Raw genomic sequence first — 21,325 nt, forward strand, 5'->3', positions numbered from 1 at the left:
CTTGATAACAGAGTGATAACGCACGAATGATGTCACCCGTCTGAGGGCACTCTCGCATCGAGCACCCGGCGGGACGGAAGCGCCGGGTCACGCAGGCAGAGGAGAGCAATCGTGGGCATCTTGGGTTGGATCGTCCTTGGCCTGATCGCTGGGGCCATCGCCAAGGCGGTCATGCCGGGTCGCGACCCTGGTGGCATCATCGTCACGATCCTGATCGGCATCGTTGGCGCGATCCTCGGCGGCTTCATCGGCAGTGCCGTGTTCGGAACCGGGCTCGGGAACTTCTTCGACCTCAGCACCTGGCTGCTGGCCATCCTCGGCTCCGTGGTCCTGCTGGGGATCTACCGCCTGGTGACCGGCCGTCGCGCGAGGGCCTAGGGCCCGGCTCCGCGCGCGCCGATCCCGCGCCCCCGACGACCTCGCGTCGTCGGGGGCGCGTGGCGTTCCGGGCCGTTTTTCAGGGGTTCGCCGACTTCGGCACCCCGCGCGCCGGGTGGCGGAACTCACCCGTTCCGCCGAACCGGGTGGAATCATTCGCCGGGCGTGGCCCTGGTCACCCTTCGCACCTGCCGGGATCACCCGGTGGCGCGAGAGCCACCGTTCGGGTCAATGGCGGCCAGCGCCGCGACGGCGTGCTCGGCGGCGGTCGGGCAGGTGTCGACCACGAACCGGTCGACCGCCTCGCGCGGCACCTCCTGCCCCTCCTTCGCCCGCAGCCGCCCGTACTCCGCCTCCGCGCCCGGCCGCTCCAGCGCGAACTGCAGCGCCTCGGGCGCGGCGACGTCCACGGTGAGCAGGCAGAACGGGCCCGCGAGGCTGAACCCGACGCTCTCGACCGCGTGGTAGCGGCCCCCGAGCACGAACCGCCGGTGGTAGCCCTGGGCGCCGCCCTCGCCGCCCCAGTAGGCGGTGAAGGCGTCGGCCTGCCCGTCCTCGGGGGCCAGCGGCTCCACCCGGAAGGACTCGGGCCGGTCGGCGGGGTCCTGCGCGTCCCCCGGCTCGGAGGCGTAGAGCGCGCAGCCGGTGGTCTCGTCCGAGAGCGGCTCGCCGATCGGCTCGGCCACCGCCATGCCCAGCCGGTCGACGATCCCGGTGAGCTGCGAGCAGTCCCCGCTGAACGGCATGGCCCGGCTGCCCCGGACGAGCTGGTCGTAGCCGACGACGGCGTCGGGGATGCCGGGCGCCGGGTTGCCCGGCGCGTCCCCCGGCGGGGTGGTGTCGCCGGTGCACGCGGTGGCCAGCAGGAGCGCCAGCGCGGCTGAGGTCGAGCGCGCGATCCTTGTCACCCGCAGGAGTGTCCCCCACGTGTCGCGGGTCACCACCGGCCGGGCGCGCTCACCCCTCGGCCGACAGCCCCGCGTCCCTGGCCAGCAGCGCGGCCTGCACCCGGTTGGTCAGCCCGAGCTTGGCCAGCAGCCTGCTCACGTACGTCTTCACCGTCGCCTCGCTCATGTGCAGCCGCTGCCCCACGTCCGCGTTGGACATGCCGAGCCCGAGCAGCTCCAGCACCTCCACCTCGCGGTCGGTCAGCCGCTGCACCTGCCGCATGGCCTCCTGCCTGCGCGGCTGCCCCACCTGGGCGACCATGCCGACCACCCGGCTGGTCACCATCGGCGACAGGTACGCCTCCCCCGCGTGCACCGCCCGGACCGCGCGCAGCAGCTCCTCCGGCGCCGAGTCCTTCAGCAGGAACCCCGCCGCCCCCTCGGACAGCGCCCGCACGATGTTGTCGTCCTCGCCGAACGTGGTCAGCACCACCACCCGCGTGGACGGCGCGACGGCCTTCAGCTCCCGCGCCGCCGCCAGGCCGTCCAACCGGGGCATCCGGATGTCCAGCACGGCCACGTCGACGCGGCGCTCGGTGGCCACCCGGACCGCCTCGCGCCCGTCGCCCACCTCGTCCACCAGCTCGATGTCCTCGGCGGTGCCGAGGATGGCCTTGATGCCCGCGCGCATCAGCGGTTCGTCGTCGGCGATCAGTACCCGGATCAACGCTCACTCTTCCCGGAGGTGGGTGTTCTTCTCCACGACCTCGCCGCCCGCGAAGCAGAACCGGAACACCCTGGTCCCGTGCGACGAGTATGTCTGGACGTCGGCGGCGAAGTAGAGGCACCTCGCCCCGGCGGGCTCGGGGGGCGCGCCGAGCTTCAGGTCGCCGATGGGCGGGTCGAGCCCCAGCGGCAGCACCGCCATGGCCTCGGACTCGGACTGGCCCACCTCGACCGACGCGTACAGCTCGTCGCTGGCGACCCTGGTGACGGGCCTGGTGCCGAGCCAGGCGATGCCCGCGACGAGCGCGACGACCACCAGCCCGGCCAGCACGATCGACCCGACCCCGGCCCACTGGCGCGGTCGCCCGAACTTGCCCGCCCGCGCGGCGGCGTCCTCCTGCGGCTCCCCGGCGAGGTCGTCGAGCGGCTCGTCGCCGGGCGCCCCGGTGTCCTCGTAGGGCAGCACGGCGGCGATCCGGAACCCACCGGTGACCAGCTCGCCCACGTGCAGCAGCCCGCCCGCGAGCCGCACCCGCTCGCCGAGCCCGATCAGCCCGAACCCCGACGAGCCCGCCGTGGCCCTGGGCTGCGCCGGGTTGTTGCGCACCTCCACGACCAACGCGTCCGGGTCGTAGCGCACCGCGACCTGCACGGCCGCGCCCGGCGCGTGCTTGGACGCGTTCGTCAGCCCCTCCTGCGCTATCCGGTAGGCGGCGTGGCTGACCCGCGCGGGCAGCGGCCTCGGCTGCCCGCCGCGCACCAGGGCTACCCGCATCCCGGCCTGCCGCGCGCCGTCCACCAGCTCGTCCACCGCGTCCACGGTGCGCCGCGCCTGGTCCTCGTCGGGCTCGGCGTCGCGGCGCAGCACGCCGATGACCCCGCGCAGCTCCTCCATCGCGGTCAGCGCCGCGCCGCGCAGCACCCCCACCGCCTCGCGCTGCCGCTCCCCCAGTCCGGGGTCCATGGCCAGCGCGCCCGCGTGCACCGAGATGAGGCTGAGCCGGTGGCCGAGGCTGTCGTGCATGTCCTGGGCGATCCGGTTGCGCTCGCGCAGCCGCACCTGCCGGGTGATCAGCGCCCGCTCCTCGCGGCGCCCGGCCTCGCGCTCCAGCAGGGCGTCGACCAGCGCGCCGCGCTGCGCCACGTACCGGCCGACCAGGAACGGCAGCGCCACCGCCAGCCCGTACACGCTCACCCCGAGGAACACCCCGACCGAGCCGATCAGCGCCAGGTTCGACCCGGCCCAGGCCGCCACGTACGCCACCAGCGCCACCACCGCGGCGGCGAGCGCCCGGTACCAGGGGTCGATGCGCCTGCCCGCCGCGTAGGCGACGACGGCCACGACCGCCGACCCGCCGTGGTCGCCCTGGAAGTCGAACGCCACCAGCGCGGTGCCCAGCAGCGCCAGCGCCGGGAACACCAGGCGCAGCTCGTACAGCAGCGCGTAGACCGCCGCGAGCGCCAGGGTGCGCAGGCCGCCCTCGGGCTCGCCGCCCGCCAGCACGGCGGGCCACACGTCCAGCGCGAGCACGACGACCAGGCCCAGCGCCTCGCGGCCGACCCGCAGCGGGGTCAGCGCGCGCAGGCGCCGGGTCAGGTCCGCGCGGAAGCGCCCCCACGCGGCGGGGAGGTCCGGCAGGTGGGGGCGCATCCGGTCGACGAGCGTGCTCACACCCGTCAAGGTAGGGGCGGGACGGGGTCCGCGTCGGCGCTCAATGGTCGCCCGCGGCAGCGACGAAAGTTGACGACGGCACGGCCGCGCGCCGGGCCCGCCACGCGGTGAACAGCACGCCCGCCACGAGCAGCGCCGCGCTCACCCCCACCATCAGCGTCGACAGCGCCACGATCTCCGGCGACACCCCGCGCTTGCCCGCCTGCGCGTAGACGTACACGGGCAGCGTGGTGGAGCCGACGCCGGTGAGGTAGCTGGAGGTCACCACGTCGTCGAACGAGAGCAGGAACGCGAACGCCGCGCCCGCCCCCACCGCCGGGGCCACCAGCGGCCAGGTGACCGTGCGGAACGCGACCAGCGGCGAGGCGCCCAGGTCGGCCGCCGCCTCCTCCAGCCGCGAGTCCAGCCCGGACACCCGCGCCCGCACCACCACGACCACGTAGCTGAGCGTGAACGCCACGTGCGCGATGAGCAGCGCGCCGAACCCGAGCGGGATGCCCGCGAGCTTCACGCAGAACCCGAGCACCGCCACGCCCAGCACCACCTCGGGCACCACCAGCGGCAGGCTCAGCAGCACCGTCCACGCGCCGCGTCCGGGGAACGCCCTGCGCAGCCCGAACGCGGCCAGCGCCCCGATCACCGTGGCGATCGCGGCGCTGGCCAGCGCCAGCCGCAGGGTCAGCGCCAGCGCGGACATGACCCGGTCGTCGGCGAACAGCTCGCCGTACCACTTCGTGGACAGGCCGGTGATGCGGCTGAGCGAGCGGGACTCGTTGAACGAGACCGCCGCCAGCCACAGGATCGGCGCGTACAGGAACGCGAGCACGCCGAACGCCGAGGCGCCCAGCACCCAGGGCCGCCGCCTCACAGCACGTCCTCCCCGCGCTTGCCGCGCAGCACCAGCACGACGACCACCAGCACCAGCAGCAGCACCGCCATGGCGGACCCGAGCGGCCAGTTGTTGCCGCCCCGGAACTGGTCGTCGATGACGCTGCCGAACGTGGTCTGGTCCACGCCGCCGAGCAGCTTGGGCGTCACGAAGTCGCCCGCCGCGGGCACCAGCACCAGCAGCGAGCCCGCGAGCACGCCGGGGGCCACGCCCGGCAGCACGATCCGCGCGAACGTGGACACCCGGCCGTGGCCGAGGTCGTAGGACGCCTCGACCTGCCGGTGGTCGAACCGCTCGCACGCCACGTACAGCGGCAGCACCATGAACGGCAGGAACCCGTAGGTCAGGCCGAGCACGACCGCGCCGTGGGTGAGCAGGAACCCGCCGTCGCGGCCGAGCCCGACCTGCTCCAGGACCCGGTTGACCAGGCCGTCGCCGTCCAGCAGCGCCTTCCAGGCGTAGATGCGCGCCAGGTAGCTGGACCAGAACGGCACGAGCACCGCCGCCAGCACGGCGGTGCGGAACCGGCCCGCGTGCCGCGCGGTGAACCACGCCAGCGGGAAGCCGAGCACCAGGCACAGCAGCGTGGTGGCGGCGGCGTACGCCAGGGTGCGCCCGAAGATCGGCAGGAACGCCGGGTCGAGCGCGGTCCGGTAGGCGTCGACCGTCCAGGGCAGGACGGCGCGGGCGATCCCGGTGTCGCGGGTGGCGAAGCTGAACTGCACCACCAGCGCCAGTGGCGCGACGAGGAACAGGCCGAGCCACAGCCCGGTCGGGGTGAGCAGGCCGGTGGCGACCAGCCAGCGGGGTGGGCGCCGCGCCATCAGCCCGTCTTGACCTTGGTCCAGGCGTCGGCGTAGCGGGCCTCGGCCTCGGCCCCGAGGTCCTTGGTGAACGGCAGCTTCGCCAGCTGCTCCTCGGACGGGTAGACCAGCGGGTCGTCCAGCAGCTCGGGCTCGATGAACTCCTTGGCCGCCGCGTTCGGGCTGCCGTAGCGCACCGCGTTGGCGAGCGCCGCGCCGACCTTCGGCTCGAGGATGTAGTTGATGAACGCGTGCGCGTTGGCCGCGTGCGGGGCCTGCTTGGGGATGCACAGCAGGTCCACGTAGGACAGCCCGCCCTCGGTGGGGATGGCGTAGGCGATGTCCTCGTTGGCCTCGCGGGCCTGGAACGCGTCGCCGGAGTAGGACTGGGCGAGCGGGACCTGGCCGGAGGTGAGCGGCTCGATCACGTCGGAGTTGATCTGGCCGATCTTGCGCTTGAGCTCCAGCAGCGCGGTCGCGGCCTGGTCGATCTGGCCCGCGTCGGTGGTGTTGGGGTCGAACCCGAGCTTGAGCAGACCGAGGGCGAGGGCGTCGCGCGCCTCGTCCAGGATCGTGCTGCGGCCCTGCGCGGCGGCCAGGTCGTAGGCGGAGAAGCCGGTGACGGCGTCGCCCAGCTGGGACTTGGAGTAGGCCAGGCCGGTGGTGCCCCAGGCCCACGGCACGGAGTACCGGTTGCCCGCGTCGTAGTCGGCCTCGGTGAACCTGGTCTCCAGGTTCTTCAGGTTCGGGATGAGGTCGTGGTCCAGCGGCAGGACCAGGTCCGAGCGCAGGAAGCGGCGCAGGAAGTTGTCGCTGGGCACCACGAGGTCGTAGCCGGCCGCACCGGAGGCGATCTTGGCCTCCAGCTCGTCGTTGGTGCTGAAGTTGTCGTACGTGACCTGGACGCCGGACGCCTCGGTGAACCCGGACAGCGTGTCGTCGGCGATGTAGTCGGTCCAGTTGTAGAAGTTCAGCTTCGGCTCGTCCACCGCGTTGGTGGCCTTGGCGGCCGAGGGCGCGCTGGACGTGGAGCCGCCGGGCGCCTGGCCGACGCCGCACGCGCCGGTGGCGGCGAGCGCGAAGAACGCGCTGGCGCGGAACATCGAACGCCGCGTCACGCGGGCGTTTCCAGGGTCCCAGATGCGGGCGATCCGGAGGTTCTGGTCAGTCATCGGTGCTCTTCTCCAACAGGACGGTGTACTCGGGGTCCCAGGCCATCCGCACGGGTTGCCCCGGCGAGCCCGCGTCGTCGACGCGACGGGTGTTCTGCGCGAACGCGACCAGCTCCCCGCCGCCGGGGAGGTCGACCACGTACTGGGTGGACACGCCCGTGTAGACCACGTCGCGCACCACCCCGGTCAGCTCGCACCAGCCGCTGGGGGCCTGCTCGTTCTCGTCGTACAGGTGCACCTTCTCCGGGCGCACCGTGGCCTCCACGCGCTGGCCGCGCCTGACGTCGCGCTGGAGCGCGGCGCGCAGCCGGGTGACGCCGGGCGAGTCCAGCTCGACCCAGGACCCGTCCGCGCCGGACACGGTGGCGGCCAGGATGTTCGAGGTGCCGATGAAGCCCGCGACGAACCGGGTGGCGGGCCGCTCGTAGACGTCCTCGGGGTAGCCGACCTGCTCCAGCTTGCCCGCGTTCATCACCGCGATCCGGTGGGAGAGCACGAGGGCCTCCTCCTGGTCGTGGGTGACGTAGAGGAAGGTGGTGCCGACCTCGCGCTGGATGCGCATCAGCTCGATCTGGAGCTCCTTGCGCAGCACCGCGTCCAGCGCGCCGAGCGGCTCGTCGAGCAGCAGCAGGCGCGGACCGGCGGCGAGCGCGCGGGCGATGGCCACGCGCTGCTGCTGCCCGCCGGACAGCTGGGTGGGGCGGCGCTTGGCGAACTGCGCGAGCCGCACCAGCTCCAGGTGCTCGCCGACGGCCTTCTTCAGCTCGGCCCCGCGCACGCCCTTGCGCTTGACGCCGTAGGCGACGTTGTCCCACACGCTCATGTGCGGGAACAGCGCGTAGGACTGGAAGACGGTGTTCACGTCGCGGCGGTACGGCGGCACGCCGACCATGTCGACGCCGTCCAGCTCGATGCGGCCCTCGTCCGGGTCGGCGAAGCCCGCGATCATCCGCAGCAGCGTGGTCTTGCCGCAGCCGGACGGGCCGAGCACGGAGAAGAACTCGCCCTCGTGGACGTTCAGGTCGACGCCGTCCACGGCGACCTGGTCGGAGAACCGCTTCGTCACGCCGTGCAGGCCGACCTCGACCGGGGCGTGCGTGTCGGGCATCCGCGCCTCCGCGGGCTGGAAGCCGGGCTCGGTCAACTGCTCACCTTCCTGCGGGCAGCGCGGAACCTCGTCGGGGTCGTCCGGGAGGTGCCGCCGGGGGTCTGGATCAGCGCGAGCGCGCGGAGAGCAGGGTAGACGGCGTTCGCGGGGGCGCGCACCCCACGTCGCACCTCACGTCCCGCGCGCGCCCGCCGTGTGCGACGATTGGCGGGTTCATCGAGTGTTCGGCAGGAAGGTCGTGCGGCTGTGTCTTCGTCGTCTGAACTGGACAGGCGTCCCGCGGTCGACCCCGTTGAGGAGCCGTCGGCCGAGTGGGGCTGGCACGGCACGTTCCCCAAGGGCATCCTGATCGCCGGCTGGCTGTCGACGCTGGCCGTCTTCTCGCTGCTGATCGGCAACCACCACGGTCGCGTCGAGAACATCTGGGTGATCGGCACCGGCGTCTCGCTGGCCGCCGCCCTGGTGTGGTTCCAGATCCGGGAGAAGAAGAACTCCCGGCGCTGAGCGGAGCGGGTGGGGCGCGCTGCGCAGCAGCGCGGACCCCCTCGCCGCACCTCGGCCCCTCGCCGCGGCTCAGCAGGTTCGGCTTCCGTTTGGTCAGCGCGCTCGTCCGCGCGTCCCCCGCGTCACCGCTGGAGCCGCGTCACCGCTGGAGCGCTCACTGCTCGCGGTCGACGAGGACCCAGCCGAGCGAGAACTCCAGCTGCTGGCCGTCGCAGTGCTTCTCGTTCGAGTCGAAGTGCCGGTCCCCCGCCTTGCAGCGGAACAGCTCCTGCGAGGGCTTGTCGGCGGGCGGCTGGCTCTCGTAGACGTAACCGACCACCCCGTAGACGCGCTGCGTCTCGCACGTCGCCGACAGCGACGTCATGCGTCCGGGCGAGTCCTTGACCTGGCACGAGTAGAGCGGCCGGGTGCCGCCCTCCTGCTGGGTGAGCACCATGCCGAGCGCCTTGTCCGGCGCGTAGCCCATCGGCACGTCCAGCAGCGACGACCCGGTGTAGCTCCAGTTGTCCTGGCCCTTGAAGCGGGCCAGCGGCACGATCCTGGGCGGCGCGGGGGGCGTGGACCTGGTGGTGGTCGTGGTGCTGCTGCTCGGCGGCGCGGAGCTGGACGGGGCGGGGCTGCTGCTCGCGGGCGCGGACGTGGAGGACACGGGCGAGGGCGTGCTCGCCACCGCGCGCTCACCCGGATCGTCGTCGGGCAGGAGCACGAACGCGGCGGTCAGCGCGAGCACCGCGGCGACCCCGCCGCCGACCAGTGCGATCTTGCGCACATCCCGCCCGTCGTCCGCCTTCGGGAAGACGACGGTCTCCGCGTCGGCGCTCGCGGCGCGCTGGAGGCCGGCCCGCGCCTGCTGCGCGGTGAACCGGGTCGCGGGGGCCTGCACGAGCAGGCCGAGCACGACCTCGGACAGCGGTCCGGCCAGGTGGGTGGGCACGGGGCGCTCGTTGAGCACGGCGTGCACGGTGGCGGCGGTGGTGGCGCGCTCGAACGGCGAGCGGCCCTCGACGGCCTCGAACAGGGTCGCGCCGAGCGCCCACATGTCCGACGGCGGCGCGGGCGGCTGGCCCGCGAACAGCTCGGGGGCCATGTAGCCGGGCGAGCCCATGACGCCGCCGTTCGCGGTGAGCCTGGGGTCGTCCATGGCGCGGGCGATGCCGAAGTCGGCGAGCTTGACCTGGCCGTTGGGCAGCACCATGACGTTGCCGGGCTTGACGTCCCGGTGGACGATGCCCGCCGCGTGCGCGGTGTCCAGCGCGTCCAGCACGGCGAGCCCGATGGCGGCGACGCGGTCGGCGGGCAGCGGCATGAGGTCGGCCAGCGTCGGGGCGCTGACCAGCTCCATCACGATGTAGGCGGTGCCCTCCTCGACCACCACGTCGTGCACGGTGACGACCGAGGGCGAGTTGAGCCTGCCCGCCGTGCGCGCCTCGCGCAGCACCCGCTCCCGCTCAGCCGGGGAGGAGGTGCGCAGCTCCTTGAGCGCGACCTGACGACCGATGACGCGGTCCTCGGCGAGCCACACCACCCCCATGCCCCCGCGGCCCAGCTCACGGATGACCTGGTACCTGTCCGCGACCACCTTCACACCCCGGATGGTAACCGGGCACTCCCCGTCACCCGCTCAGGGCAGAATCGTGGTGGGGGTCCGGGGTAGAGGGAGAGGGATGAAGGTCGTCTGGTTGCAGAGGGCGCTGTGGGGCGTCTTGGCGCTGCTCGTCGCGGTGGGGACGGGGTTGCTCGCCACCGGTCCGGGCGGGGTGGCGTTCACCGCGACCTGGGTGTCCGCGCTGGTCGTCGTGGTGGCGCTCGCGCTGCTCGCGTGGCGGCAGGTGCACGTGCTCAAGGCCGCGCCGATGCCGGAGGGGGCGGTGGCGCGGTCGTGGTGCGCGGGGGTGCTCGGGGTGGTGCCGGTCAGCAGGTTGACCGGCGGTCTCCAGGTGGTGGCCGGGGCCGAGTCGATCCGGGTGCGCTTCCCGGCGGCCGGGAACTCGTACTCGATCCCGGTGGCGGACGTGCGGGGCGTGACGATCGAGCAGCGGCACATCCAGGTCGTGCACAGCGCGCGACGGGTGCCCAGGACGGTCCGGCTGGACATGCGGGCGGGCGACCCGACCCGCGACGCGATCATCGACCTGGCGCACGGCGGGCGCTGACCCGCTCACGACGGGCGCTGAACGGGCCTGTGCGGTTCCGGAAGGCCGTGGCCCGCCCCTGAGCCGCCGGGCCGGGTCCGGGCGCGCTGGGCGGCGCTGACGGCGGTTCCGGGCCGCTCGACGGGGCTCGGACGCGCGAACGCCCGGCGCTCGTGGTGCGAGCGCCGGGCGTTCGGCCGTTCGGGAGCGGGCGTTCGGGAGCGGGCTCAGCCCTCGGCGGCGAGCTGCCCGCAGGCCGCCGCGATCTCCTGGCCCCTGGTGTCGCGCACCGTGCACTCGACGCCCTGCTCCTTGACCCGCCGCACGAACTCGCGCTCCACGGGCTTGGGCGAGGCGTCCCACTTCGAGCCGGGCGTGGGGTTGAGCGGGATCAGGTTGACGTGCACCAGCGGGCCGAGGTGCCTGCGCAGCAGCTTGCCGAGCATGTCGGCGCGCCAGCCCTGGTCGTTGATGTCCCTGATCAGCGCGTACTCGATGGACACCCGGCGGCCGGTGCGGTCGGCGTAGCCGCGCGCGGCCTCCATGACCTCGGCGACCTTCCAGCGGGTGTTCACCGGCACGAGCGTGTCGCGCAGCTCGTCGTCCGGGGTGTGCAGCGACACCGCGAGCCTGACCTGCAGGTTCTCCTCGGTGAGCTTGCGGATCGCCGGGACGAGGCCGACCGTGGAGACGGTGACCGAGCGCTGCGAGATGCCCAGGCCTGCCGGGGCCGGGTCGCAGATGCGGTGCACGGCCTCGATGACCCGCTTGTAGTTGGCCAGCGGCTCGCCCATGCCCATGAACACGATGTTCGAGAGCCTGCCGGGGCCGCCGGGGAGCAGGCCGTCGCGCATGGCGGCGGCGCCGCGCCGGACCTGGTCGACGATCTCGGCGGTGGACAGGTTGCGCTGGAGCCCGCCCTGGCCGGTGGCGCAGAACGGGCACGCCATGCCGCAGCCCGCCTGGCTGGAGATGCACAGGGTCGCGCGGTCGGGGTAGCGCATGAGCACGCTCTCCACCAGCGTCCCGTCGTGGGCGCGCAGCAGCGTCTTGCGGGTGGTCCCCGCGTCGGCCTCCACGCTGCGGACCTCGGTCCACAGCGGCGGCATGAGGTCGCCGACCAGCTTCTCCCTGGCCGCGGCCGGGATGTCGGTCATGGCGTCGGGGTCGACGGTGAGCCTGCCGAAGTAGTGGTTCGACAGCTGGTTGGCCCGGAAGGGCTGCTCGCCCAGGGAGGCCACGGCCTCGCGCCGCTGCTCGGCGGTGAGGTCGGCGAGGTGGCGCGGCGGCAGCCCGCGCTTGGGCGCGTCGAAGACGAGGGGGAGGGCAGTCATAGCCCATCCAGTGTCGCACGACCCGTCGCACTATCGGGCGTTGCATCGCGATAGCTTCCGATATATCGTCGATAGCGTCTTACCGATACACACCCGATGAGGAGATCGACATGAGTGCGGACAACGAGCGCTTCGACGGCGGCCACGAGCACGGCGGTCGCGGGCCGGGCGGCCACGGTGGTCGCGGCGGCCGGGGGCCGGGTCACGGCCGGGGTCGCGGGGAGCACGGCCGCGGCGGCCACGAGCACGGCGGCCACGAGCACGGCGGTCACGAGCACGGCGGCTTCGGTCGCGGTGGTCACGGTCGCGGCGGCTTCGGCCCCGGTCGCGGCGGCGGCCCCGGCGGGTTCGGCTTCGGGTTCGGCGACTTCGACGCCCACCCCGGAAGGCCGGACCACGTCGGCCCCGGCTTCGACCACGGCTTCGACCACGGCTTCGACCACGACGAGGACCACGACCGGGGTCGCCCCGGTTTCGGCTTCGGCCCCCGCATGGGCCGGGGCGGGCACTTCGGCAGGGGCGGCTTCCCGGGGATGCCCGGAATGCCCCCCATGCCGCCGCTGCCGCCCGGCCCGCCGGACTTCTTCGGCGGTCACCGGCGCGGCGGCAGGCAGCGGCGCGGCAACGTGCGTGCCGCCGTCATCGCCCTGCTGGCCGAGCGGCCCATGCACGGCTACGAGATGATCCAGGAGATCGGCCAGCGCACCGACGGCCTGTGGAAGCCCAGCCCCGGCTCGGTCTACCCGACGCTCCAGCTGCTGGCCGACGAGGGCCTGGTCGTGGCCGCCGAGGAGCAGGGCGGCAAGAAGCTGTTCCAGCTCACCGAGAGCGGCCGGACCGAGGCCGAGTCCGCCGAGGGCGTCCCGCCGTGGGAGCAGGTCACCGACGGCGTCGACCAGGGCGAGGCGCGGCTGCGCGAGGCGGCCAAGCAGATCGGCGCGGCCATGATGCAGATGGTGCACGCGGGCACCGAGGACCAGCAGCGGCGGGCCGCCGAGCTGCTGGACGAGACCCGCCGCAAGCTCTACGCCATCCTCGGCGAGAGCCCGGAGGAGGACTGATCGGACGGCGGCGCCGATCCGACGGCGGCGGGGCCGGGCTCACCACGAGCCCGGCCCCGCCGTCGTTCGCGTCACCAGCGGTCGTGGACCACCGGGCGCACCAGCTCGTCGTACACCGCGCGGACCTCGTCGTGCGAGGACAGCGGCGCGATCTCGGCCGCGGCGGCGTTCGCGCGGGCCTGCTCGGGGTTGCGCGCGCCGGGGATCACCGTGGTGACCTGCGGCTGGTCCAGGATCCAGCGCAGCGCGAACTGCGCCATGGTCGCGTCCTGCGGCACCAGGGGCCGCAGCCGCTCCACGGCGGCGAGCCCGGTGTCGTAGGGCACGCCGGAGAAGGTCTCGCCGACGTCGAACGCCTCGCCGGCCCGGTTGTAGTTCCGGTGGTCGTCGGCGCCGAACGAGGTCTCGGCGGTGTACCGCCCGGACAGCAGGCCCGACGCCAGCGGCACGCGGGCGATGATCGCGACCCCGGCCTCGGCGGCGGCGGGCAGCACGCGTTCGAGGGGCTTGTGCCGCAGCGCGTTCAGGATGATCTGCACGCTGGCCACGCCGGGCCGCGCGATCGCGGTCAGCGCCTCCTCCACGGTCTCGACGCTGACGCCGTACGCGCCGATCCGCCCGGACCCCACCATCGAGTCGAGCGCGTCGAACACCTCGTCGGTCGAGTAGACCGGCGTGGGCGGGCAGTGCAGCTGCACCAGGTCGATCGTGTCGACGCCGAGGTTGCGGCGCGACCGGTCGTTCCAGGCGAGGAAGTTCTCCCCGGTGTAGTTCTCCGGGACCTGGTCGACCCGGCGGCCCATCTTGGTGGCGACGGTGATGCCCTCGCCACCGCGCTCCGCCAGGAACCGGCCGACCAGGCTCTCGCTGCGGCCGTCGCCGTAGACGTCGGCGGTGTCGAAGAAGGTCACCCCGGCGTCGGCGGCGGCGTGCAGCACGGCCAGCGCGTCCGCCTCGTCGACCTGGCCCCAGTCGGCGCCGAGCTGCCAGCAGCCCAGCCCGACGACCCCGAACGAGCGTCCCACCCTGCGTGCTTCTCGGTTCTCCACCGGGCCGATTTTAGGGAAGGAGCAGCCCGGACGGCTTGGCGCGGGTGTGCAGCCGGTAGCCGACGGGCAGTTCGAGGCCCGGTGTGGCGGCGATGGCCCGCTCGGCGACGGCGGCGGAGAACTCGATGCGCAGCACCGCCTCCAGGTCCGCGCGCCGCTCGAACCGCCACAGCGCGGTGACCCGGCGCAGCGCGAACCCCTGCTCCTCGAAGAAGGCCCGCACCCGCTCCGGCCGGTAGCCGGGCTCGTCGGAGCACAACCACGGCCCGTACGGCTCGGCCTCGCCGTCCAGGTCGACCACGGCCAGCACCCCGCCGGGCCGCAGCACCCGGTCGGCCTCGGCGAGACCGGGTTCGCAGCCGGGGCCGAAGAAGTAGGCGGTGCGGGCGTGCACGAGGTCCGCGGACGCGTCGGGCAGCGGCAACCGCTGCGCCGGACCCCGCGCCACGGACACCCCGCCGATCCCGGCGACCCGCTCGCGGGCCCGCTCGACCAGCGGCGGGTGCGGCTCGACCCCGACCACCGACGCCGCGTCGACCGCGAACCGGGGAAGGTGGAACCCGTCGCCGCATCCGACGTCCACGACGTCCCTGCCACCCCAGTCGAACGCCTCGCGCAGCGCGGTCCACAGCGCCCCGTCGGCGTCCTGCGCGCGGTTCTCGACCTCGTACACGGCGGGCCAGTGCCAGATGTTCGGGCTCGGCACGACCTCCCCCGCAGGCCGGACCGCCGCCAGAGCCGCGCGCACGAATCCCTTCACGTGAAGAATGTAGAGCCGTAGCGTTGCCCGGACCTAGGGGAGGTTCGCCGTGGCCATCGTGCCGAATTCACCCGCGCTAGCGGAACTGCTGCCCGGTGCGCCCGTGTGGGTGCAACTGCCGGTGTCGGACCCGGAAGCGACGCGGGACTTCTACACCGGCCTGTTCGGCTGGGACTACGTCGAGGACGGCGCGGGAGGAGTCGCGCTGATCGGGGAGCTGCCGGTCGCCGGGTTCTGGCCCGCCGACGAGCACGGGGCCTGGACGGTCTACCTGAGCACGCCGCACGCCCGCGCCACCGCCGAGAAGGCGCAGGCGCTGGGCGGCCTGGTGGTCAGGGAGGCGACCGAGACCAGCACGCTGATCGCCGACCCGACCGGCGCCGTGGTCGGGTTCCGCAAGGTCCCCGAGGACTGGCTGTTCGGCACCAGCGGGCACGGCATGTACGCGTGGGCCGAGCTGAACACCCGCGACGGCGAGGTGGCGGACGGGTTCTTCAGCGAGCTGTGCGGGTACGAGGTGACCCAGATCGGCGACGGGCTGACCCTGGACTACTCGCTGTGGTCCACCGAGGGGAAGACCCTGCTGGGCAGGCAGCGGATGGGGAGCGCGTTCCCGCTGAGCACGCCCGCGCACTGGTCGGTGCACTTCACCGCGTCGCCCGAGGTGGGCGCGGACTCGGTGGCCGCGCGGGTGCTGGAGCTGGGCGGGCGCGTGCCGGTGGAGCCGTACGACTCGCCGCAGGGCCGCGTGACGGTGGTGGCCGACCACGCGGGCTCGGTGTTCACCGTGATCGACCCGTCCCGCGCGACCCCGCTCGCCGACGGCGACTACGGGGCCGAGGTCGACGACCCGTACGACGACTGAAGGTCCCTTGAAAACGACCGAGGCCGGGTGCTGATCGCCCCCGGCCTTGAGTCGTGCGCTCGATCGCCCGTCAGGGCACGAACAGGTGCAGCATCATCCAGCCCGCCACCGCCGAGGGCAGCAGCGAGTCCATGCGGTCCATCAGCCCGCCGTGGCCGGGCAGCAGGTCGCCCATGTCCTTGATCCCGAGGTCGCGCTTGATCAGCGACTCGATCAGGTCGCCGGTGGTGGCCGTGACCACGATGGCCGCGCCGAACAGCACGCCGTGCCACCACTGGCCGCCGAGCAGGGCGCCCACGGTCAGGACACCGCCGGCCATGCCCGCCACGAGCGACCCGGCGAAGCCCTCCCAGGACTTCTTCGGGCTGATCCTCGGCGCCATCGGGTGCTTGCCGAGGAACACGCCCGCCACGTAGCCGCCGGTGTCCGACAGGACCACGCCGAGCAGGAAGGCCAGCACCCGGAGGGCGCCGTCCTCCGGGAGCACCAGCATGACCGCGAACGAGGCGAACACCGCCACGTACACCACGGTGAACACCGAGGCGGTGACGTCGCGCAGGTAGCCGTCGGCGCCGTCCTTGAGCCGCCACAGCATGGTGACCAGCGCGGTGACGGCGAAGGCGGTGAGCACGCCGTCTCGGCCGTGCGGCCACGCCAGCCACAGCACCGCCTGCCCGCCCGCGAGCACCGGGACGAGGGCGACGGTGATGCCCGCCCCGCGCTTCAGCGCTCCCGCGAGCTCGACGGTCGAGACGGCGACGGCGATGGCCACCACGCCGATGAACAGGTGGCGGTCGGTGAACAGCGAGACGCCGATGACCGCCAGCAGGACGAGCGCCACGCCGATGGCGGAGCGCAGGTCACGACCCGCGCGCGACGCCTTGGGCGCCGGACCCTGCTCACCGCTGCCTGACACCCGTACCCCTGCCGTCACGACCCGTCACCGGCCCAGCGAACCACGATGCCGGCGACCCGGCCGGACGTGCTGATGCGCATCTAGCACCTACACCTCGAGGAGTTCGGCTTCCTTGTTCTTCATCGCCTCGTCGACCTGGGCGATGTAGCGGTGCGTGACGTTCTCCAGCTCCTTCTCGCCGCGCGCGCCGTCGTCCTCGCCGACCTCGCCGTCCTTGACCAGGCGGTCGAGCTCCTCCTTGGCCTTGCGGCGGATGTTGCGGATGGACACCTTGGCGTCCTCGCCCTTGCCCTTGGCGACCTTGACCATCTCGCGGCGGCGCTCCTCGGAGAGCTGCGGGAAGACCACGCGGATGACGGTGCCGTCGTTCGAGGGGTTCACGCCCAGGTCGGAGTCCCGGATCGCCTTCTCGATGGCGGTCATCGAGCCCTTGTCGAAGGGCTTGACCACGGCCATGCGCGGCTCGGGGACGGCGATGGAGGCCAGCTGGTTGATGGGCGTCATCGAGCCGTAGTACTCGGCGACGATGCGGGAGAACATCGCCGGGGTGGCGCGGCCGGTGCGGACGGTGGCGAGGTCCTCCTTGGAGACCGTCACCGCCTTCTCCATCTTCTCCTCGGCCTCGAGGAGGGTCTCGTCGATCACGTTGACTCCCTTGGTGTGCGCGGTTCGGCTCGAATCCCAGCAGGTCTAGGCGGACTGGCGGGCACCGGGGGTGCTCACCAACGTCCCGATCTTCTCACCGCGCACGGCGCGGGCGATGTTGCCCTCCGTGAGGAGGTTGAACACCATGATCGGGAGGTTGTTGTCCATGCACAGGCTGAAGGCGGTCGCGTCGGCGACGTTCAGGCCGCGCTCCAGGACCTCGCGGTGGGTGATGCTGTCGAACATGCGCGCGTCCGGGGTGGTCCTCGGGTCGGCGGTGTAGATGCCGTCCACGGCCTTGGCCATCAGGACGACCTCGCACCCGATCTCCAGCGCGCGCTGGGCGGCGGTGGTGTCGGTGGAGAAGTAGGGCATTCCGGCGCCGCCGCCGAAGATGACCACGCGACCCTTGTCGAGGTGGCGCATGGCGCGGCGCGGGATGTACGACTCGGCGACCTGGCCCATGGTGATGGCGGTCTGCACGCGGGTGTCGATGCCGTGCTCGCGCTCCAGGAAGTCCTGGAGGGCGAGGCAGTTCATGACCGTGCCGAGCATGCCCATGTAGTCGGCGCGGCTGCGGTCCATGCCGCGCTGCTGGAGCTCGGCGCCCCGGAAGAAGTTGCCGCCGCCGATGACGACCGCGACCTGGACCCCGGTCCGGACCACGGCGGCGATCTGGCGGGCGACGGTCTGCACGACGTCCGGGTCGACGCCGACCCCGCCGCCGCCGAACATCTCGCCGCCGAGCTTGAGCATCACCCGGTGGTAGCCACCCGTCGGGGCTGCCTGGTCGAGCACTGCTGCCTGGTCGAGTGCCTGGTCGAGTTCTGCGCTCACGGGTCCTCCTCTGGACACGGCAAGGGCTCTGGACACGGCAAGGGCGGGGTTGCCGCGCGTCGCAACCCCGCCCTCACGCGAATCAGGCCTGGCCGACCTCGAACCGGGCGAAGCGGGTCACGGTGACCCCGGCCTCGTCCAGCACGGCCTTGACGGTCTTCTTGGACTCCGTCACGGAAGCCTGCTCCAGGAGCACGACGTCCTTGAAGAAGCCGTTGACGCGACCCTCGACGATCTTGGGCAGCGCCGCCTCGGGCTTGCCCTCCTCGCGGGAGGTCTTCTCGGCGATGTCGCGCTCGTTCGCCACGATGTCGGCCGGGACCTCGTCGCGGGTCAGGTAGCGGGGGCTCATCGCCGCGATCTGCATGCAGACGCCGCGGGCGGCGTCCTCGTTGTCGCCCGTGTACTCGACCACGACGCCCACGGCGGGCGGCAGGTCGGCGGAGCGGCGGTGCAGGTAGGTGGTCACGGCGCCGTCGAAGACGGCGACCTTGGCCAGCTCCAGCTTCTCGCCGATCTTGGCGGAGAACTCCTGGACCACGGCGTCGACGGTCTTGCCGTCGAGCTCGGTGGCCTTCAGCACCTCGACGTCGGCCGGGCGGGTCGCCTTGGCGACCGCGATGACCTTGGCGGCGAGGTCCTGGAAGTCGGAGTTCTTCGCGACGAAGTCGGTCTCGCAGCGCAGCTCGACCATCACGCCGCCCTCGGCCGCGACCAGGCCGTTGGCCGTGGTGCGCTCGGCGCGCTTGGCCACGTCCTTGGCGCCCTTGATGCGCAGGATCTCGATGGCCTTGTCGAAGTCGCCGTCGGCCTCTTCGAGAGCCTTCTTGCAGTCCATCATGCCTGCGGCGGTCAGCTCGCGGAGGCGCTTCACGTCAGCGGCGGTGTAGTTCGCCATCGTGCGATTTCCGTTCCTTCTGCGGGGGCTTTGCGCACGCGCCGCGCCCACCGGGTGAGGTGGGCGCGGCGTCGCGACGGGTCAGGACTGGACGGTCTCGGTGCCCTCGGCGGGCGCCTCGGCGGCGGCGGGGGCCTCAGCGGCCTCGGCAGCGGGGGCCTCGGCAGCGGCGGGGGCCTCAGCGGCGGGGGTCTCGGCGGCGGCCGGGGCCTCCGCGTTGACCAGCAGCTCCTGCTCCCACTCGGCCAGCGGCTCGTCGGTGCCCGGCTCGGGCTTCTCCGCGCCACCGGCGTTGCCGGTGCGGACGCCGGAGCGCGACATGAGACCGGCGGCGGCGGCCTCGGCCACCACCTTGGTCAGCAGCGCGGCCGAGCGGATCGCGTCGTCGTTGCCCGGAATCGGGTAGTCGACCTCGTCCGGGTCGCAGTTGGTGTCGAGGATCGCGACGATCGGGATGTTCAGCTTGCGAGCCTCACCGACCGCGATGTGCTCCTTCTTGGTGTCCACGATCCAGACGGCGCTGGGCACCTTGGACATGTCGCGGATACCGCCGAGCGTGCGCTCCAGCTTGTCCTTCTCGCGGTTCATCATCAGGATTTCCTTCTTGGTGAAACCCTGGAAACCGCCGGTCTGCTCCATCGACTCCAGCTCCTTGAGCCGCTGGAGGCGCTTGTGCACCGTGGAGAAGTTGGTGAGCATGCCGCCCAGCCAGCGCTGGTTCACGAAGGGCATGCCGACGCGGAGGGCCTCGTTGGCGATGGCCTCCTGCGCCTGCTTCTTGGTGCCGATGAACAGGATCGACCCGCCGTGCGCGACCGTCTCGCGGACGAACTCGAACGCCCGGTCGATGTAGGTCAGCGTCTGCATCAGGTCGATGATGTAGATGCCGTTGCGCTCGGTGAAGATGTAGCGCTTCATCTTCGGGTTCCAGCGCCGGGTCTGGTGCCCGAAGTGAACGCCGCTGTCGAGCAGCTGCTTCATGGTGACGACGGCCATGACCGATTCGCACCTTTTCCTCTGGGCGCGCCCCTGGGGACGCGCGGTCCGGTTGTCGCGGCACACCGTGGATGGCGCGCCGCCCTGGTGCTCCCGCCGGCGTCCGGACCCGAGCTGTGAGGCAGAACGGGACCGCCGGACACCGCGACTCGACTTGGGGATCGGATCAGCGGTAGCACGCGAAGTCGCCCCGTGCTCAGACGGGCCGCGGCAGAAGTGTACGCCCGAGCACTCCGGAACAACGAACCGACCCCGCCAGTTCTCCACAGCCCTCGGAGTTCTCCACAGCCGCCGGATCATCCCTGGTCACCAGCCCACCCCCGGCGCGACGCTTGCCCCATGCCCCTCACCACCATCACCGCCCTGCTCCTGCTCCTCCCCGGCCTGGCGCTCCCGCACCCACCACCGCCCGCACTGTCGCTGCCCGCACTCTCACTGCCCGCACTCTCACTGCCCGCACTCTCACTGCCCGCACTCTCACTGCCCGCGCTCTCACTGCCCGCATCGCCGCCAGCACTCTCACTGCCCGCACTGTCGCCGCCCGCGCTCTCACCGCCGCCAGGGCCGCCCCCATCGGAGCCGTCGCCGCCGTCGCCGCCGCCGTCGCCGTCGCCGTCGCCGGGGACAGTGCCGTCCGCGTCATCCCCCAAGCGCGAACGCCACATCTGGCCCCTCTCCCCCATCCCCCAGGTGGTCCGCCCGTTCCACCCGCCCCCGACCCCGTACGCCAGCGGCCACCGGGGCGTCGACCTGTCCGCACCGCCCGGCGCGAAGGTCATGGCGTCCGCCAAGGGCACCGTCGTCCACGCCGCCCAGGTGGCCACCCGCCCGCTGATCTCCCTCCACCACGAGGACGGCACCAGGACCACCTACGAACCGGTCGTCCCTGCGGTCCGCAAGGGCGACCGCGTCACCGCAGGAACCCAACTGGGCACCCTGCTCCCCGCCCACCCCGGCTGCCCGACCCCGGCCTGCCTCCACTGGGCGGCGTTCCGCCCGACCAACTCCCCTTCCCGCGCCTACGCGAACCCCCTGTCCCTACTCCGCCCACCACGCCCCCGCCTGCTCCCGTCCCACCACTCCCCTCACTCCCCGTCACCCACCCCACCAAGATCGAATGTCGTTTTCCCGCGACCCGCCCCTTTTGCCACCCGCACACCCACCCACCGCATTTCGCACACGCGCCCGTTGCAACCAGCCCACACCCCCAACCGAACTGACTACGGACTCCCGCAACAACAGACCGGCGTATTCCAAGACACCCCACATTCCAGCCCTGGTTTCCACCCCCACCGGAACGCCCCACAACCAATTCCGCACCCAGGGCATGACTGAAGACGCCGACAAAGGCGAGGAGGTGACGCGCCACAAGCGCTAATGCAACCGTGATGGCACAACCGCGAATACCGGCGCGAACACGCCAGAGGTGCGGACGCAGAACCGGGTTCGGCAGGTCGATCCCTGCCCCGGCTCCGAACTTGCCCCTGCCCTGAAACCCGACTCTCAGGCCCGACTCTCAGGCAGGACTTCCGGGCTGGACTCCTGGGGCCGGACTTCCGGGTCGGACTTCTCCGTCGGACTTCTCCGTCGGACTTCTCGGTCGGACTCCTGAACCGGACTCCTGGGCTCGGTTCTCACACCCGCTGCCAGCATCGACACCACCACCACCGACGCCGGTCCCCACCGCGACGCG

General features: G+C 72.6%; 22 protein-coding genes. 6 read left to right on the plus strand and 16 right to left on the minus strand.

What is annotated here, in order from left to right; genetic code table 11:
- Nucleotides 1-111 precede the first annotated feature (111 nt).
- The gene (locus AMIR_RS29190; protein WP_015804585.1) at nt 112-378 is read left to right on the plus strand and encodes a GlsB/YeaQ/YmgE family stress response membrane protein; all 267 of its coding nucleotides are present in this window, start codon (nt 112-114) and stop codon (nt 376-378) included.
- A gap of 197 nt (nt 379-575) precedes the next feature.
- Here AMIR_RS29190 and AMIR_RS29195 read toward each other — a convergent pair whose 3' ends face one another.
- Genes AMIR_RS29195 through AMIR_RS29225 form a run of 7 tightly spaced genes read right to left on the minus strand, consistent with a single transcriptional unit; the run spans nt 576 to nt 7,635 of the window.
- Nucleotides 576-1,286, minus strand: coding sequence for a hypothetical protein (locus AMIR_RS29195; RefSeq protein WP_118947727.1), 711 nt, complete (start codon nt 1,284-1,286; stop codon nt 576-578).
- 49 nt (nt 1,287-1,335) lie between these two features.
- Entirely contained in the window at nt 1,336-1,992 is a 657-nt protein-coding gene (locus tag AMIR_RS29200; RefSeq protein ID WP_015804587.1) for a response regulator, read from the minus strand.
- A gap of 3 nt (nt 1,993-1,995) precedes the next feature.
- The gene (locus tag AMIR_RS29205) at nt 1,996-3,663 is read right to left on the minus strand and encodes a sensor histidine kinase (RefSeq protein ID WP_015804588.1); all 1,668 of its coding nucleotides are present in this window, start codon (nt 3,661-3,663) and stop codon (nt 1,996-1,998) included.
- 40 nt (nt 3,664-3,703) lie between these two features.
- Nucleotides 3,704-4,531: an ABC transporter permease gene (locus tag AMIR_RS29210; RefSeq protein WP_015804589.1), complete on the minus strand. Its 828-nt coding sequence runs from the start codon at nt 4,529-4,531 to the stop codon at nt 3,704-3,706.
- A complete protein-coding gene (locus tag AMIR_RS29215; protein ID WP_015804590.1) occupies nt 4,528-5,376 on the minus strand; it encodes an ABC transporter permease in 849 nt (282 codons plus the stop codon). Before AMIR_RS29215 ends, AMIR_RS29210 begins: the two co-directional genes overlap by 4 nt.
- Nucleotides 5,376-6,527: a polyamine ABC transporter substrate-binding protein gene (locus AMIR_RS29220; protein WP_015804591.1), complete on the minus strand. Its 1,152-nt coding sequence runs from the start codon at nt 6,525-6,527 to the stop codon at nt 5,376-5,378. The genes AMIR_RS29215 and AMIR_RS29220 overlap by 1 nt, the downstream gene beginning before the upstream one ends.
- The gene (locus AMIR_RS29225; RefSeq protein WP_015804592.1) at nt 6,520-7,635 is read right to left on the minus strand and encodes an ABC transporter ATP-binding protein; all 1,116 of its coding nucleotides are present in this window, start codon (nt 7,633-7,635) and stop codon (nt 6,520-6,522) included. Before AMIR_RS29225 ends, AMIR_RS29220 begins: the two co-directional genes overlap by 8 nt.
- A gap of 246 nt (nt 7,636-7,881) precedes the next feature.
- Between AMIR_RS29225 and AMIR_RS29230 the strand changes: the two genes are divergently transcribed.
- A complete protein-coding gene (locus tag AMIR_RS29230) occupies nt 7,882-8,139 on the plus strand; it encodes a DUF2631 domain-containing protein (protein WP_015804593.1) in 258 nt (85 codons plus the stop codon).
- 154 nt (nt 8,140-8,293) lie between these two features.
- On the opposite strand, the gene AMIR_RS29235 is transcribed toward AMIR_RS29230, so the two are convergent.
- The gene (locus AMIR_RS29235) at nt 8,294-9,724 is read right to left on the minus strand and encodes a serine/threonine-protein kinase (protein ID WP_015804594.1); all 1,431 of its coding nucleotides are present in this window, start codon (nt 9,722-9,724) and stop codon (nt 8,294-8,296) included.
- Nucleotides 9,725-9,803: 79 nt separating this feature from the next.
- Here AMIR_RS29235 and AMIR_RS29240 point away from each other — a divergent pair, with 79 nt between their 5' ends.
- Nucleotides 9,804-10,292, plus strand: coding sequence for a hypothetical protein (locus AMIR_RS29240; protein ID WP_015804595.1), 489 nt, complete (start codon nt 9,804-9,806; stop codon nt 10,290-10,292).
- A gap of 206 nt (nt 10,293-10,498) precedes the next feature.
- On the opposite strand, the gene rlmN is transcribed toward AMIR_RS29240, so the two are convergent.
- Nucleotides 10,499-11,605 carry a dual-specificity RNA methyltransferase RlmN gene (rlmN, locus tag AMIR_RS29245; RefSeq protein ID WP_015804596.1) on the minus strand — a complete coding sequence of 369 codons (1,107 nt, stop codon included), beginning with the start codon at nt 11,603-11,605 and terminating at the stop codon, nt 10,499-10,501.
- A 110-nt stretch (nt 11,606-11,715) separates the two neighbouring features.
- Between rlmN and AMIR_RS42370 the strand changes: the two genes are divergently transcribed.
- Nucleotides 11,716-12,666, plus strand: coding sequence for a PadR family transcriptional regulator (locus tag AMIR_RS42370; RefSeq protein WP_015804597.1), 951 nt, complete (start codon nt 11,716-11,718; stop codon nt 12,664-12,666).
- A gap of 71 nt (nt 12,667-12,737) precedes the next feature.
- Here AMIR_RS42370 and AMIR_RS29255 read toward each other — a convergent pair whose 3' ends face one another.
- Both AMIR_RS29255 and AMIR_RS29260 read right to left on the minus strand, forming a co-directional pair.
- A complete protein-coding gene (locus tag AMIR_RS29255; RefSeq protein WP_041837112.1) occupies nt 12,738-13,715 on the minus strand; it encodes an aldo/keto reductase in 978 nt (325 codons plus the stop codon).
- Nucleotides 13,716-13,725: 10 nt separating this feature from the next.
- Nucleotides 13,726-14,475 (minus strand): class I SAM-dependent methyltransferase, encoded by a 750-nt coding sequence (locus AMIR_RS29260; RefSeq protein ID WP_118947732.1) that lies wholly within the window; start codon nt 14,473-14,475, stop codon nt 13,726-13,728.
- 49 nt (nt 14,476-14,524) lie between these two features.
- Here AMIR_RS29260 and AMIR_RS29265 point away from each other — a divergent pair, with 49 nt between their 5' ends.
- Nucleotides 14,525-15,340 (plus strand): VOC family protein, encoded by an 816-nt coding sequence (locus tag AMIR_RS29265; protein WP_015804600.1) that lies wholly within the window; start codon nt 14,525-14,527, stop codon nt 15,338-15,340.
- Between the two features lie 70 nt (nt 15,341-15,410).
- Here the strand turns inward: AMIR_RS29265 and AMIR_RS29270 are convergent, their stop codons facing one another.
- From AMIR_RS29270 to rpsB, 5 genes are all read right to left on the minus strand, one after another.
- Nucleotides 15,411-16,256: a phosphatidate cytidylyltransferase gene (locus AMIR_RS29270; protein ID WP_015804601.1), complete on the minus strand. Its 846-nt coding sequence runs from the start codon at nt 16,254-16,256 to the stop codon at nt 15,411-15,413.
- 87 nt (nt 16,257-16,343) lie between these two features.
- Entirely contained in the window at nt 16,344-16,901 is a 558-nt protein-coding gene (frr, locus tag AMIR_RS29275; protein WP_015804602.1) for a ribosome recycling factor, read from the minus strand.
- Nucleotides 16,902-16,946: 45 nt separating this feature from the next.
- Nucleotides 16,947-17,657, minus strand: coding sequence for a UMP kinase (pyrH, locus tag AMIR_RS29280; RefSeq protein ID WP_049797202.1), 711 nt, complete (start codon nt 17,655-17,657; stop codon nt 16,947-16,949).
- Nucleotides 17,658-17,820: 163 nt separating this feature from the next.
- Nucleotides 17,821-18,636: a translation elongation factor Ts gene (tsf, locus tag AMIR_RS29285; protein ID WP_015804604.1), complete on the minus strand. Its 816-nt coding sequence runs from the start codon at nt 18,634-18,636 to the stop codon at nt 17,821-17,823.
- Between the two features lie 81 nt (nt 18,637-18,717).
- Nucleotides 18,718-19,632, minus strand: a complete 915-nt coding sequence (gene rpsB, locus AMIR_RS29290) for a 30S ribosomal protein S2 (protein WP_015804605.1) — start codon at nt 19,630-19,632, stop codon at nt 18,718-18,720.
- A 339-nt stretch (nt 19,633-19,971) separates the two neighbouring features.
- Here rpsB and AMIR_RS43320 point away from each other — a divergent pair, with 339 nt between their 5' ends.
- Entirely contained in the window at nt 19,972-20,967 is a 996-nt protein-coding gene (locus AMIR_RS43320) for a M23 family metallopeptidase (protein ID WP_015804606.1), read from the plus strand.
- The last annotated feature ends 358 nt before the right edge of the window (nt 20,968-21,325 follow it).

This window comes from Actinosynnema mirum DSM 43827, assembly GCF_000023245.1.
Lineage (GTDB): Bacteria > Actinomycetota > Actinomycetes > Mycobacteriales > Pseudonocardiaceae > Actinosynnema > Actinosynnema mirum.

Bases quoted from the DNA above. Each gene is read 5' to 3' on its own strand.
- AMIR_RS29215 (WP_015804590.1), bottom strand. From the start codon at position 5,376: ATGGCGCGGCGCCCACCCCGCTGGCTGGTCGCCACCGGCCTGCTCACC.
- AMIR_RS29220 (WP_015804591.1), bottom strand. From the start codon at position 6,527: ATGACTGACCAGAACCTCCGGATCGCCCGCATCTGGGACCCTGGAAAC.
- AMIR_RS29225 (WP_015804592.1), bottom strand. From the start codon at position 7,635: ATGCCCGACACGCACGCCCCGGTCGAGGTCGGCCTGCACGGCGTGACG.
- AMIR_RS29240 (WP_015804595.1), top strand. From the start codon at position 9,804: ATGAAGGTCGTCTGGTTGCAGAGGGCGCTGTGGGGCGTCTTGGCGCTG.
- rlmN (WP_015804596.1), bottom strand. From the start codon at position 11,605: ATGACTGCCCTCCCCCTCGTCTTCGACGCGCCCAAGCGCGGGCTGCCG.
- AMIR_RS42370 (WP_015804597.1), top strand. From the start codon at position 11,716: ATGAGTGCGGACAACGAGCGCTTCGACGGCGGCCACGAGCACGGCGGT.
- pyrH (WP_049797202.1), bottom strand. From the start codon at position 17,657: ATGCTCAAGCTCGGCGGCGAGATGTTCGGCGGCGGCGGGGTCGGCGTC.
- tsf (WP_015804604.1), bottom strand. From the start codon at position 18,636: ATGGCGAACTACACCGCCGCTGACGTGAAGCGCCTCCGCGAGCTGACC.
- rpsB (WP_015804605.1), bottom strand. From the start codon at position 19,632: ATGGCCGTCGTCACCATGAAGCAGCTGCTCGACAGCGGCGTTCACTTC.
- AMIR_RS43320 (WP_015804606.1), top strand. From the start codon at position 19,972: ATGCCCCTCACCACCATCACCGCCCTGCTCCTGCTCCTCCCCGGCCTG.